The sequence below is a fragment of the Arthrobacter sp. NPDC058127 genome, assembly GCF_042884555.1.
Taxonomy (GTDB): Bacteria; Actinomycetota; Actinomycetes; order Actinomycetales; family Micrococcaceae; genus Arthrobacter.
Genome location: NZ_JBHVTT010000014.1, coordinates 115,596 through 128,972 on the forward strand (window position 1 = coordinate 115,596; position 13,377 = coordinate 128,972).

Here is a 13,377-nt window from a genome sequence, read left to right on the forward strand (position 1 = left end):
CATGGCTGCTGAAGAGATCAAGAAAGGCCTGGCCGGCGTCGTGGTTGACTACACCGCGATCTCCAAGGTCAACCCGGACACCAACTCGCTGTTGTACCGCGGCTACCCCGTGCAGGAACTCGCCGCCAAATGCAGCTTCGAAGAAGTAGCCTTCCTGCTGTGGAACGGTGAACTGCCCACGCCGGAGGAACTTGCAGAGTTCACAGCCCGCGAGCGCGCGGGCCGCGCCCTGGACCCCGTAGTGAAGCAGGTCATCGATACGCTGCCGACGACAGCGCACCCCATGGATGTCTGCCGGACGGCCGCGTCGGTACTGGGAGCCCGGCACCCGCTGGCCGAGGTTTCCACGCCCGAGGCCAACATGGCCAAGGCCATTGACCTGTTCGCCGCCATGCCGGCAGTGGTCGCCTACGATCAGCGCCGCCGGCGCGCGGACGGGCAAACAATCGAACCCGTGGCACCGCGGGACGACCTGGGTTACTCTGCGAATTTCCTGTGGATGACCTTCGGCGAGGACCCGGTGGACGAGGTCGTCAAGGCGTTCAACGTCTCGATGATCCTTTACGCCGAGCACTCCTTCAACGCGTCCACCTTCACGGCCCGCGTTGTCACCTCCACCCTCTCGGACCTGCACTCCGCGGTCACCGCGGCGATCGGCGCCCTCAAGGGCCCGCTGCACGGCGGCGCCAACGAGGCCGTGATGCACACGTTCGAGGAAATCGGCATCCGCACCGAGGAATCGCTGGATGACGCCGCCTCCCGGGCGAAGACCTGGATGGAACACGCCTTGGCGCAGAAGAAGAAGGTCATGGGATTCGGGCACCGCGTCTACAAGCACGGCGACTCCAGGGTGCCCACCATGAAGGCAGCACTGGACAAGATGATCGCCCACTACGGCCGGCCGGAGATCCTGGGCCTGTACAACGGGCTGGAGCAGGCCATGGACGAAGCCAAGGCCATCAAGCCCAACCTCGACTACCCCGCCGGACCCACTTACCACCTCATGGGCTTCGACACCCCGACCTTCACCCCGCTGTTCGTCGCCAGCCGCATCACCGGCTGGACCGCACACATCATGGAGCAGCTCGGATCGAACTCCCTGATCCGTCCGCTTAGCGAATACAACGGCGTGGACGAACGGCACCTGCCGTAATTTTCCGGGACGTACGACGGCGGCCCGGCTACCTGAGGGAAGGTGCCGGCCCGCCGTCGTTCTCGTTGCTGCCGTTGCCGCCCGGTAGTTAGCGCGCTGCTCCCGAATCCAGCCACTCGGCTGTGTGAACCTCGGCGACGCTTTCGTTGTCATCAGCGAGAACAACTTCAACTGCGATGCGTTGGCCGGAGATCATGGCGGGCAGCCAGTGTTCGGCGTCGGCCCACATCTGTTCGACTGGGAGTCCCTCCACCCGATACCACTGCGGTGCTATTTCATCGCTTTCGGCGGGCTCGCCGGTCCATCGTCCGGTGAGATACACCGTGGTGAACATGTTCCACTCGGCCTTCGCGGGAAAGACGAAATCCACTGTCCCGGCGGGGATGAGGTGCTCTTCTTCCACGTGGACGAAGATTTCCTCTTGCACTTCCCGGCATACGGCCTCGGCCGCCGTCTCTCCTGGCTCCACATGTCCGCCGACGCCCACGATCTTCCCTGTACCGAACCCGGTCTTCTTCCGGCCCAGGAGCACCTCCTGGCCGGCATCGCCGTCGCGGAGCAGGAAGCACAGGGTGACGTGGGCTGCAGTCATTGACCAAGCCTAACTCTGCAGCTCTTCGGAAGTATGTCCTTGCTACAGTTGGCGCATGAGCGTGGATGGGGTTGAAGGTCCCGCGACGGCGGAGGCCCCGCCAGGAGAGGCGGCTGCCCGGGCAAGCGAGCCGGGTGCCCGGGTAGCGGACACCTCCGAGGCTTGGCTGCCTGACTGGCTGGTCAGGCATCCGCTCTACGCCGGGTGGGCGTGGACTGGATTCTGGGCGTTGTTGATCGTCCTCGATGAATTCCTCGACCTGGCCGGCTGGAGCTGGTACCTGTTGGTCGGCATGGCCGCGCTGCCGACCCTTCTCTCCACACTCGCTGTGCTGAATGCCACTCCCCGCCGGCATCTGAAACCACACAACGAATCAGTGCTGGGCCACTTCTTCGTGCGATTCCTTGCCTTGGTGACAGCATTCCTCGTGTGGGGCGTTTCAGTGGTCATGAGCGCCTCGATCTCCACCACAGTCCAGGCCGCCGTCGGAAATTCCGAGCGTGAAGTCACCTCTTTGGGCTTCAACTTGCTCGTGGCGGCCGTCCCGCTAGTCATTTCCGTGCTGTGGATGGCTTTCATTGTCCGTTGTGCCTGGTTCCTGCGCCGATTGCGTGGCTGGAGGCAAAGTCCCGCCAGCTCACGGGTGCCCAAGAAATTCCTGCGTTCCCGGCCGAGGCTAAAGCGGGTGGTTGTGGGCCTGGCGCACCCGGGCCTCCTGCTCGTGACCGGCCTCGGCATGTCAATTCTCGCGCTGTTCCTGAACGCTGTGGAACTGACCTTCAAGGTCTTGGCGTAAGCGCCACCAGCACCGGACCGCGCCCAGTGTCCGGCGTGCGGTGCAAGGTGTCAGCCGAGCGCCCGCGGATGCGCGGCCGCGTACACCTCGCGCAAGGTGTCCGCAGTGACCAAGGTGTACACCTGGGTGGTGGTCACCGAGGCGTGGCCCAGGAGCTCCTGTACCACCCGGACATCGGCGCCGCCTTCAAGGAGATGCGTGGCGAAAGAATGCCGAAGGGTGTGCGGGGAGACGTCCTTGGTGATGTTGGCCTTCTCCGCCGCAGTCTTGAGGATGGTCCAGGCACTCTGCCGGCTGATCCGGCCTCCGCGGGCGTTCAGGAACAGCGCCGGGGTGCCTTTTCCCTTGGCGGCCAATGCGGGCCTTCCACGAACCACATAAGACCCGACGGCACGGGCGCCGTAGGATCCCAGCGGAACTAAGCGCTCCTTGGAACCTTTTCCGAAGAGCCGCACGATCGCGGGGCCATCGGCTTCCGCTTCGAGCGAGACATCGTCGACGTCAAGGCCAACCGCTTCGCTGATGCGGGCACCTGTGGAGTAGAGGAACTCCAAAAGGGCCCGGTCCCTCAACCCGGTTGCGGTATCGGCACCGGCAGCTTCAAGGATCCGGGTGACTTCGCCGACGCTAATGGCCTTCGGCAGACGCTTGCCAGGCATTGGCGGATGGACATCGCTCGCAGGGTCCGCCGTCGTCGTCCCCTCCAGGGCCCAAAACTTGTGGAGACCCCGGACGGCAACCACGGTGCGTGCCGCGGAGCGGACGCCGAGGGCGGCGCCGCCATCGGAGCCGTCGGCCAGCGCCTGGACGAAAGCAGTGACGTCGTGGCGGGAGATATTGCCCGGGTTGTCGACGCCGGACGCGGCCAGGAAGTTCGAATAGCGGGACAGGTCCCGGCGGTAAGCGGACAAGGTGTTGCTTGCAAGCCCTCGTTCCACGCCGAGGTGTTGCAGGTAGTCCGTGACGGCCCGGTCAATGGCAGTTTGGGCCTTGGTCTCCGCGAGCTGGGGCACGGTCAGCGCTGGCTCGGGTGTGCCGGCCAGGGGGCATTGGCGGGGCGCAGGTTCCTGAAGCCGTCGGCACGCGCGGCAGCTGCCGCGAGGATCCCGACGACGGCGGACGGGTTGTGCAGGCGGCCTTCGAGCACCGCTGAAACAGCTTCGTCGAGCGTGACCCACACCAGCTCGATTTCGGCTTCTTCGTCTGTACGGACGTGCCGTTCCGCCTCGGGAACGTCTCCCAATCCGCGCGCCAGATAGATCCGAATCGCCTCGCTCGAGGAGCCAGGTGAATTGAAGAAATCCGCGAGGACATTCCACGTGGCCGCCGTAAGATCGGCTTCCTCCGCGAGTTCCCGGGCAGCGCCCGCCACGAAATCTTCCCCGGCCACATCAAGAAGCCCGGCGGGGATCTCCCACAGATCCATGCCCACGGGGTGGCGGTATTGCTTGAGCAACAGGATTTCGCCGTCGACATTCATCGGCAGCACCGCAACTGCGCCGGGATGGTCGATATAGTCGCGGACCAAAGTACCGGTGTCTTCGCCCAGCTCGAAGGCGTCGCTGACGACGTCCCAAATGCGGCCTTCATAGACCTTGCTGGACGACAAAAGACGGCGCGGGCTCGGCACGTCCGAAACCTTCCGAAAAGTGCTGGGGGTTTCAGAAATACCGGGCATCGCGCCGTCCTTCGTTTGTGTGAGCGATTACTTCGCAGCGACCTTGCGGGCTGACTTTGCTAGCGAATCCACGCCTGCCTGACGCTCCAGCGCAGCCTTCACGAGGCCGGCAAACAGCGGGTGGGGGCGCGTGGGGCGGGAGCTGAGCTCTGGGTGGGCCTGTGTTGCCACGTAGTACGGGTGTACTTCGCGCGGCAGTTCCACGAACTCAACCAGCTTGCCGTCGGGAGACGTTCCGGAGAACACAAGTCCCTCGGCCGCGATCTGCTCGCGGTACTTGTTGTTGACCTCGTAGCGGTGGCGGTGACGCTCGCTAACCGTTGTTGCACCGTAGGTCTCTGCAACCACGGAGCCTTCATCCAGCTTCGCTTCGTAAAGGCCCAGGCGCATCGTGCCGCCGAGGTCTCCCTTGCCGTCCACGATGTCCAGCTGCTCTTCCATGGTGGCGATGACCGGGTACTTGGAATCGGGCTCGAACTCGCTCGAGGACGCACCCTCGAGACCGACCACATTGCGGGCGTATTCGATGACCATGCACTGAAGGCCGAGGCACAGACCCAGCACCGGTAGCTTCGTCTCGCGGGCGAACTTGAGCGCGCCGAGCTTGCCCTCCAGGCCACGGATACCGAAGCCGCCGGGAACACAAATCGCGTCGACGCCGGCCAAGGACTTGGTGGCGCCTTCGAGGGTTTCGCATTCGTCGGACGGGACCCAGCGGATCTTGACCTTGGTTTCGTTCGCGAAACCGCCGGCACGCAACGCCTCGGTCACGGACAGGTAAGCGTCCGGGAGGTCGATGTACTTGCCCACGAGGGCAACTTCAACCTGGTGCTTGGGGTTGTGGACTGCTTCGAGGAGCTTGTCCCAGCTGGTCCAGTCGACGTCCTTGAACGGGAGGTCCAAGGCACGGACGATGTAGGAGTCAAGTCCCTGGGAGTGCAGTGTCTTGGGGATGTCGTAGATGCTTGGGGCATCGGCGGCGTTGACCACTGCGTCAATATCGACGTCGCACATGCGGCCGATCTTTTCGCGCATGGCGTCGGGCACTTCGCGGTCTGAGCGGATCACGATCGCTTCCGGCTGGATGCCGATGGAGCGCAGGGCAGCAACGGAGTGCTGAGTTGGTTTGGTCTTCAGTTCCTGGGAGGGGCCGATGTAGGGCACCAACGAGACGTGGAGGAAAAAGACGTTGTTGCGGCCGATGTCCTGACGCACCTGGCGTGCGGACTCGAGGAAAGGCTGGGACTCGATGTCGCCAACGGTGCCGCCGATTTCGGTGATGATGACATCGGGAGCGCTCTTGCCTTCGGCAGGGAGGCGCATGCGGCGCTTGATCTCATCCGTGATGTGCGGGATGACCTGGACGGTGTCGCCGAGGTACTCACCACGCCGTTCCTTGGCGATGACTGTCGAGTAGATCTGGCCGGTCGTGACGTTGGCCGAACCCTCAAGGTTTTCATCGAGGAAGCGCTCGTAGTGTCCGATGTCGAGGTCGGTTTCGGCGCCGTCGTCAGTGACGAAGACTTCGCCGTGCTGGAAGGGGTTCATCGTGCCCGGATCCACGTTGAGATAGGGATCGAGCTTCTGCATAGTTACAGACAAACCGCGTGCCCGCAGCAGGTGGCCGAGGCTCGAAGCCGTCAGTCCCTTACCGAGCGAGGACGCCACACCGCCAGTGACAAAGATGTGTTTGGTCGTCTTGGACGAGCCCGGGAACCGGGAATTTACACGGGAATTTGATCGCTGCACCACGGAATTCGAGCCTATCATCAATTGCGCCTCCAAAGGATCCGCTAGCCGTTTTCCCAAATGCTCAATAGTCCCCTGCCGTGGGGCGAGGATCAAGAGTAAAGTCCACCCGAACCGGTAAAAACAGGTCACGGGCTCGGAAATCCGCAGCTCGGCACCGGACACACGGGGGCTTGCTCCGTGCCCGCGAGGGCCCGGGTGTGACTGACGTCCCAGGCTGCAGCCGGGTGGCTACGCCTGCTGGGGCAGCAGTTTGGCGTCGTCTAGCAATTCCTGGGCATGCGCCCGCGCGGATTCAGAGTCTTCCTGGCCTGCCAGCATCCTGGCGAGTTCCTTCACGCGTTCCTCGTCGTCGAGGAGTTGGACGTCGCTGGACGTGAAGCCCGTGGCGGTCTTGCCGTCACTTCCCCTCACTGAGGTTTTGGTGACGCGGATATGTTGGTCGGCGAAGGCAGCCACCTGCGGCAGGTGGGTCACCACCAGCACCTGGACGTGGCGGGCCAGCATGGCAAGCCGGCGTCCGATCTCGACGGCCGCACGCCCGCCTACTCCAGCATCCACTTCGTCAAAGACGAAGGTCGGCACCGGATCCACGGCGGCGAGGACCACTTCGATGGCAAGCATGACACGGGACAACTCACCACCGGACGCCCCTTTGCCGAGGGGGCGGGCAGGGGCACCCGAGTGCGGTTGCAGGAGGAAGGAGATGTCGTCGACGCCGTGCGGCCCCAGCGGCCCTTGGCTGTCCACCTCGATCACCAGCGTTGCATCGGCCATCGCAAGGGCAGTGAGCTCCGCGCTCACTCGTCCGGAGAGCTCTTTGGCCGCCTTTGATCGGGACTTCGAGATGCGCGCGGCCTGCTTTCGCAGCGAGGACTCCGCAGCGGTCACTTCGGCGTCAAGGGCTTCGATCCGGCTCGAGTCATCTTGCAGTTCGTCCAGCCGGGTCCTCGAAGCGGCTGCCCATTCCAGGACCTCGTCGATGCTCGGAGCGTACTTCCGGATGAGTTTGGCCAGGGCTGCGCGCCGCTCCTCGATCTCGGAAAGCCGTTCGGGTCCCTCGGAGTCCAAGGACGCTTGGTAGCTGGACAGCTCCCCCGCGATGTCGTTGATGAGGAAGCCGATCTCGGCGAGCCGTGCGGCGGCTCCCGCCAAGGCTTCGTCATGTTCGGAAACCTGGTCCAGCGCCCGTTTGGCCGAGTCAATCAGGGTCGTGGCATCGGCGGTCTCGCCGAATTCCTCCGAGATCAGGGCTTCATGCGCTGCAGCGGCGGCGATGCGGAGCTCCTCCACGTTCGCCAGCTTCACTGCCTCGGCTTTGAGGGACTCATCCTCGGCCGGCTGGGGATCGACGTCGTCGATTTCGTTGAGTGCGACCGCGAGCGATTCCGCCTCACGCAGCCTTTCCCGGGCCTCGCCGCGGAGGGTGTCGAGCTCCGCCTGACTGGACTTCCAGTGGCTGTAGAGCTCCTGGTATTCGGCGAGCGTTGCTGCGAGCCCGGCCCCGGCGAAGCGGTCCAGTGCGTGCCGCTGCGCCACGGCACCCTTGAGCCGTATCTGGTCCGACTGGCCGTGCACCACCACCAGGCTCTCGCCAAGTTCCGCCAGCACACCCACGGGCGCCGACCGGCCGCCCACGAAAGCACGGCTGCGGCCGTCCGCGCCCACGGTGCGGGCCAGCAGGAGCTGGGTGCCGCCGTCGTACTCTTCCGCGTCGCCGCCGGCCTCCACGGCCCGTTCCACGGCGGCATGTGCCGGATCAAGCAGGAGGCGGGCTTCCGCGGAGGCGGACTTGGCACCGGAGCGTACCGCACCGGCGTCGGACCGCGCTCCCAGAAGGAGACCGACGGCGGTGACCACCATGGTCTTGCCGGCGCCGGTTTCGCCCGTGACGACGCTCAGGCCGGGCCCCAGCGGCAACGTGGCGTCGGTGATGACGCCGAGATCACGGATCCGGAGTTCCTCGATCATGGTTTACATCTCCTTTGTGGGGTCGGCCGCTCTGCCGGTCCGCACATCCTGGGGCGTCGGCAAAGGGCTGGGCTTGAAGGTCCTGATCACAGGGGTAGGACCGGTGTGGATGTCAGCCGAACGGGGTGCCGGACCCCGCCAGCCGTGGATGGGGAGCTCAAACTTCCGTACGAGCCGTGCTGAGAACGGGGTCTGGTGGGTGCGGGCAAGCCGCACGGGACGGGTGGACCGGGTTACTTCGATCCGGGCGCCGGGCGGCAGGTCCACGGAACGGCGGCCATCGCACCAAAGCACGCCTTGGGCGTCGGTCCGGGTGAGGATCTCCACGGCCAGCCTGGACCGCGGCGAGACCACGAGGGGTTTGGCGAAGAGGGCATGGGCGCTGATAGGGACTATCACCAGCGCTTCCACCTCGGGCCACACCACGGGCCCACCGGATGAGAAGGCATAGGCTGTGGAGCCCGTAGGGGTAGCAAGCACCACTCCATCACAACCGAACGACGTCAACGGACGTTCATCAACTTCGGTCACCACTTCGATCATGCGCTCCCGGTCCGCCTTTTCAATGGCGGCTTCGTTGAGAGCCCATGTATGCCAGATCTTCTGGCCGCGGACCCACACCTGGACATCGATGGTCATGCGTTCTTCCACCGTGTATTCGCGGCTGGCAATCCACTCGACGGTCTGGGCAAGATCGGCCCGCTCGCTTTCGGCAAGGAAACCGACATGCCCGAGATTGACGCCCAACAGGGGAACATCGACGTTGCGGACCAACTCGGCCGCGCGAAGGATGGTGCCGTCGCCGCCAAGAACCATGACGAGTTCGACGTCCTCCAACCGGACGTCCTCGTGGAGTATCTCGATCGGTTTGTCCACCACGCCGTAGAACCGTTCGATATCGTCCAGTTCAGACTTCTGCATCACGGGGATCAGGCCGGAGTAGTGGAGCTGCCCGCAGGCATCCCAGGCCGCGCGAAGGGAGTCCTCACGCCCGGTGTGGGCAAGGACCAAAACGCGCCTGCTCATGGTGTTCTGCTTTCTAGTGGGTGGTCCAGATTCGTTCCATCAGTGCAGCAACTTCCTCGTCCCGCTCTTCGATCTTAGGCAAGTCTGGCTGCATCCTGCGTTTTATCCACAGGAAGTACTCCACATTTCCGTCCTGGCCGGGCAAGGGACTCGGTGCCAGGCCGCAGAGTTCGAGCCCTGCGTCCACGGCCGCTCTGGCGACTTGGGCGACGGCGCGCCGCCGTTCATGGTCTGAGGTGACCACGCCGGTGCGGCTCAGCCGCTCCTTGCCGACCTCGAATTGCGGCTTCACCATGAGCACCAGGTCTCCCCCGGGTTCGGTGCATGCCGCGAGCGGGTGGAGAACCAGGGTGAGGGAAATGAAGGACAAGTCTGCCACCGTGAGCGCTGCGGTGCCGCCGATCTGCTCGGGAGTCATGTAGCGGACGTTGAGGCCCTCATGGACTGCGACGCGGGGATCGTTCCGCAGGGACGGCACCAACTGGTCGTGCCCGACGTCGACCGCCACCACGTGCGCGGCACCTTGCCGGAGCAGCACGTCGGTAAAGCCACCGGTCGAGGCTCCGGCGTCGAGGCACCGCTTACCTTCCACAACAACGGAAGGGAAGGCCGCCAGCGCGCCGGCCAGTTTGTGTCCGGCGCGGCTGACGTAAACGTCCTCGGCGTGGGCTTGGACGTCAATTTCCGTCTCTTCGGAGACCTGTTGCGCTGCCTTGGCGAGAACGGTGCCTCCGGAACTGACCTTTCCGTCCGCAATGAGTTTCGCGGCATGGGTCCGCGATCTCGCCAATCCACGGCTGACGAGTTCCTGGTCGAGTCTGGCCATGCTCAGCGTTCGTCGGCGTCGAGGGCCGCCATCAAGGAGTCGTGGATCCCGGCGTAGAGGCCGCTGTGCTCGGCCACCGGCACGGAGGAGACGCCCGCCAGCCGCTCCAAGGCGGAATCCACGGCGGCGTCACCCGTGGGTGCCGTGTCGTCGGGCCACGGGGCATCGTGCGGTCCGGCGCTTTGCCGCTCGGCTGTTTGCAGCTCGGCTGTTTGCAGCTCGACGCTATGCGGCTCGGCTGTTTGCAGCCCGGCTGGGCCCTCCGGGTGATCGTTCAACTCGCTCATGGGACCAGTCTAGTTTTCCAGCCATTCGAGCCGCGGCGATGTAGCTTCTGCCGCGTCGGGATTTGCGGCCCACCAGGCTGCGCACGCAGCACGCCAGGCATCCAGGTCCTTCTCGGAGCCGGAGACTGTGATCAGGCCGTCTTGGACTTGGGCAGTTGCCTTTCCGCAGCGGAACCTGCTGTCCTCTTCGAGGATCTCGGGGTACGGCTCGTACAGTTCCGTCAGATCGGCCAGCAAGTAGCCGGGGCGTTCCGAGCTGCGTGCAGCAAGGATGGACTCGGGCGTGTCGACACCGGTGAGCACCGCCGCCGTCGCGAAGCCCGCACGGTTGCCGCCCAGGATGTCGGTGTCCAGCCGGTCTCCGACAACGATCGGGCGCTCTGACTTCAGCCTCCGGGCAGCCGAGTGGAAGAGCGGGGCCTCCGGCTTGCCGGCGACCCGCGGCTGTTTGCCGGTGGCAGACGCGACGGCGGCCACGAGCGTGCCGTTTCCGGGAGCAATTCCGCGGGCCTGGGGAATGGACATGTCCGTATTGGTGGCCACCCAGAGGGCGCCTGCGGCAACAACGTAGGACGCCTCGGCCAGATCCTTCCACGCGATTTCCGGGTTGAAGCCTTGGACCACCGCCACAGGGTTCTCCTTCGCGCTGTGGACGGGCGTGAGGCCCACGAGTTCGATCTCGTGGGCCAGCGCCGCGCTTCCAGTGATCATTACACGCGAACCCGGGGCAAGGAGCCCGGCCAAAAGATCTCCGGCGGCCTGCGAAGAACTGACCACTTGGTTGTCCTCGGCAGGGGCGCCAAGTTCACGAAGATGCGCGGCAACCTGTGCCGGGGTACGCGAGGCGTTGTTGGTGACATAGCCCAGGCGCACCCCGACCGACTCAAGCCGCTGCAGCGACTCCACCGCGCCGGGAATGGCATGTGGACCTGCGTAGACAACTCCGTCCAGATCGGACAGAACGGCGTCGAAACGCGAAACCAGTGAGGCCTCAGTCATTCTTGGTCTCTTCGCCGCCCTCGGAAGCCTCTTCCCCGTCTTCCTCGTCTTCTTCGTCTTCTTCGTCCTCTTCTGCGTCCTCGACGGAATCGCGGTCCGACTCGGCGTCGTCGGACTCAAAGTAGTCAGACTCGACGTCGTCGAGTTCCACGTCGTCGAGTTCGGTGGCTTCAGAGCCGAGGACAGTTTCCGCAAGCGCAGGGGCAGCCTCGGACTTGCTCTCTTCGGTTCGTTCCTTGTTCTCTTCGATGTTCCGGAAACGAGGCTTGCGGGCTTCGTTTTCATCGTCCTCGCCGAGGTCGATGATGTCCGGGTCCTCGAAGTCTCCTACGCCGAGGGCATTTTCAGCGACGACTGCCTGGCGCTGCCACTTACCGGCTTCTTCCGTGCGACCCACGGCGGCCAGGGCGTCTGCGTAGGCACGGAACAGGCGGGGGCTGTAGGAGAAAGCGCGGTTGATGTCGAGCTGGATGATCTCCAGCTCAGCCACGGCGGCGTCCAACTGGCCAAGATCGCTCCGGGCGCCGGAAGCCACAATGGCCAGCTCGACCTTGCCGGGGGCGTCGAGATCCTGGGCCTCGGGTGAACGGACTACATCCAGCGCCCGGTCCGGACGCCCCAGGCCGCGTTCGCAGTCGGCCATGAGGGGCAAATGGACGTTGGAGCCACTGATCCGGCGGTAGGTGCGGAATTCGCGAAGTGCCTCCCCATAGTGGCCGGCAGCGTAGGCCGTCAGGCCCACAGCTTCGCGGACAGCCGCCAAACGTCCACCACGGCGGCTCGCAGCCAAGGCATGCTGAAAGGAAAGCTCAGGATCGATATCGATGAGACGGCCGGCCATCACCAGGTGCTTGGCGACCCAATCGACATTGGTGCTTTCAAGGGTCTTGATCTGGTGCTTCGTGACCCGATCGAGCTCCTGGCCCGTAACGTCGTCGTCGATCTCCGGGGAACGCTCGCGGTCCGGGCGGTTGGCGCTGCGCAGGTCCGCGGCATTCGGAACCCGTGCGGGACGCTCTTCCCAGGATCCACCGCCGAAGCTGCGTCCCTCAGTACGTGGGCCATCGAACTTGCGGGGACCGCGCTCGGGGCGGTCGCCGAAACTACGGCGCTCTCCGTCGCCTTCGCGACGCGGACGATCACCAAACGGCTTACGATCACGATCACCCTCACGGCTCGGGCGCTCACCAAAGGGTTTGCGGTCGCGGTCACCGAAACTCGGACGCGCATCCCCATCACGACGCGGACGATCACCAAACGGCTTACGATCACGATCACCGAAACTCGGACGCGCATCCCCATCACGACGCGGACGATCACCAAAGGGTTTGCGATCACGATCACCGAACGGCTTACGATCACGGTCACCGCCAGGAGTGCCTTCACGGTTTTCCCTGGAACGGAATCCTCGCGGGTCGCCCCCGGAATTGTTATTGGCGCGGAACGGGCCGCGATCGCCGCGGCCACCGCCGAAGTTGCCGCGGTTGCCGCCGTTGTGCTCAGCCATGATGGATTCCTCCTGTTGTGAGCTGACCACTGGCGCATGTGCAGCCGCTCTTATCCGTATTTTGTTCTCACGCCGCCGGGATCCGGCTCGTATCTCTTATGTAATTCTAGGTGACCAGGCATCCGCGAACGCATTCGAAGGCCGCCTATTCAGCTTCCCGTGGGAATCATCACAGCCCCAGGCCTGCCTGTGCCCCCCGAGCCTCGCTGGCTTACAAATCCACGCTCGCTCACGTATGCCGGGTCCGGGCCCGACGCTCGCTCACGTATGGCGGGTCCCGGCCGGACCCTCGCTCACATATGCCGGGTCCGGGCCGGACCCTCGCTCACATCATGCGAGCGAGCGTCGGTCGTGGAAGCCACATATCTGAGCGGGGGTTTCGGACACCGGGCCATATGTGAGCGGGGGTTTATCGAAACCGGGCCATACGTGAGCGGGGGTCTGGTCACGACCGTTGATATGTGCGCGGGGGTTGGGTGACCAAAACGCTCGCTCACGTAGACCGGGTCCCGGCCCGACGCTCGCTCACGTATTGGGGGTCCCGGCAGGACGCCCGCTCACATATGCCAGCGAGCCCGGTCGTGGAACCCACATATCTGAGCGGGGGTTTACCGGAAACCGGGCCATATGTGAGCGGGGGTTTGTCGAAACCGGGCCATACGTGAGCGGGGGTTTCGGGACGCCGGCTCGCGTGTGCCGGGTGGGTTTAAATGGTTCAGGCCCCGACGTGTGTCGGGGCCTGAACGTGAATGGTTGTCCGGCGGTGTCCTACTCTCCCACACCCTCCCGGGTG

The 13,377-nt window shown here is 64.6% G+C and carries 13 protein-coding genes; 3 read left to right on the forward strand and 10 right to left on the reverse strand.

Features of this window, described 5'->3' with window-relative positions; genetic code table 11:
* The first annotated feature begins 1 nt into the window (after position 1).
* Positions 2-1,153 carry a bifunctional 2-methylcitrate synthase/citrate synthase gene (locus tag ACFVTG_RS17555; protein WP_390282175.1) on the forward strand — a complete coding sequence of 384 codons (1,152 nt, stop codon included), beginning with the start codon at positions 2-4 and terminating at the stop codon, positions 1,151-1,153.
* Between the two features lie 88 nt (positions 1,154-1,241).
* On the opposite strand, the gene ACFVTG_RS17560 is transcribed toward ACFVTG_RS17555, so the two are convergent.
* The gene (locus ACFVTG_RS17560; protein WP_390282176.1) at positions 1,242-1,745 is read right to left on the reverse strand and encodes an 8-oxo-dGTP diphosphatase; all 504 of its coding nucleotides are present in this window, start codon (positions 1,743-1,745) and stop codon (positions 1,242-1,244) included.
* Between the two features lie 55 nt (positions 1,746-1,800).
* Between ACFVTG_RS17560 and ACFVTG_RS17565 the strand changes: the two genes are divergently transcribed.
* Complete coding sequence (locus ACFVTG_RS17565; RefSeq protein WP_284751727.1) at positions 1,801-2,541, forward strand: hypothetical protein; 741 nt, start codon at positions 1,801-1,803, stop codon at positions 2,539-2,541.
* A gap of 50 nt (positions 2,542-2,591) precedes the next feature.
* Here the strand turns inward: ACFVTG_RS17565 and xerD are convergent, their stop codons facing one another.
* The 9 genes from xerD to ACFVTG_RS17610 form a co-directional block, all read right to left on the reverse strand.
* Complete coding sequence (xerD, locus tag ACFVTG_RS17570) at positions 2,592-3,584, reverse strand: site-specific tyrosine recombinase XerD (RefSeq protein ID WP_390282190.1); 993 nt, start codon at positions 3,582-3,584, stop codon at positions 2,592-2,594.
* Entirely contained in the window at positions 3,557-4,219 is a 663-nt protein-coding gene (locus ACFVTG_RS17575; RefSeq protein ID WP_284751725.1) for an NUDIX hydrolase, read from the reverse strand. The genes xerD and ACFVTG_RS17575 overlap by 28 nt, the downstream gene beginning before the upstream one ends.
* 27 nt (positions 4,220-4,246) lie before the next feature.
* The gene (locus ACFVTG_RS17580; protein ID WP_390282177.1) at positions 4,247-5,989 is read right to left on the reverse strand and encodes a CTP synthase; all 1,743 of its coding nucleotides are present in this window, start codon (positions 5,987-5,989) and stop codon (positions 4,247-4,249) included.
* Positions 5,990-6,199: 210 nt separating this feature from the next.
* Positions 6,200-7,939: a DNA repair protein RecN gene (recN, locus tag ACFVTG_RS17585; protein ID WP_390282178.1), complete on the reverse strand. Its 1,740-nt coding sequence runs from the start codon at positions 7,937-7,939 to the stop codon at positions 6,200-6,202.
* Between the two features lie 3 nt (positions 7,940-7,942).
* Positions 7,943-8,965, reverse strand: a complete 1,023-nt coding sequence (locus ACFVTG_RS17590) for an NAD kinase (RefSeq protein ID WP_284751722.1) — start codon at positions 8,963-8,965, stop codon at positions 7,943-7,945.
* Between the two features lie 13 nt (positions 8,966-8,978).
* On the reverse strand, positions 8,979-9,791 hold the full coding sequence (locus ACFVTG_RS17595) for a TlyA family RNA methyltransferase (protein WP_390282179.1): 813 nt from the start codon (positions 9,789-9,791) through the stop codon (positions 8,979-8,981).
* A gap of 2 nt (positions 9,792-9,793) precedes the next feature.
* Positions 9,794-10,078 carry a hypothetical protein gene (locus ACFVTG_RS17600; protein WP_390282180.1) on the reverse strand — a complete coding sequence of 95 codons (285 nt, stop codon included), beginning with the start codon at positions 10,076-10,078 and terminating at the stop codon, positions 9,794-9,796.
* Between the two features lie 9 nt (positions 10,079-10,087).
* The gene (locus tag ACFVTG_RS17605; RefSeq protein WP_390282182.1) at positions 10,088-11,077 is read right to left on the reverse strand and encodes an HAD-IIA family hydrolase; all 990 of its coding nucleotides are present in this window, start codon (positions 11,075-11,077) and stop codon (positions 10,088-10,090) included.
* Complete coding sequence (locus ACFVTG_RS17610; protein ID WP_390282183.1) at positions 11,070-11,918, reverse strand: hypothetical protein; 849 nt, start codon at positions 11,916-11,918, stop codon at positions 11,070-11,072. Before ACFVTG_RS17610 ends, ACFVTG_RS17605 begins: the two co-directional genes overlap by 8 nt.
* 6 nt (positions 11,919-11,924) lie before the next feature.
* On the opposite strand from ACFVTG_RS17610, the gene ACFVTG_RS17615 reads away from it, so the two are divergent.
* Entirely contained in the window at positions 11,925-12,605 is a 681-nt protein-coding gene (locus tag ACFVTG_RS17615; RefSeq protein ID WP_390282184.1) for a hypothetical protein, read from the forward strand.
* Positions 12,606-13,377: the final 772 nt, after the last annotated feature.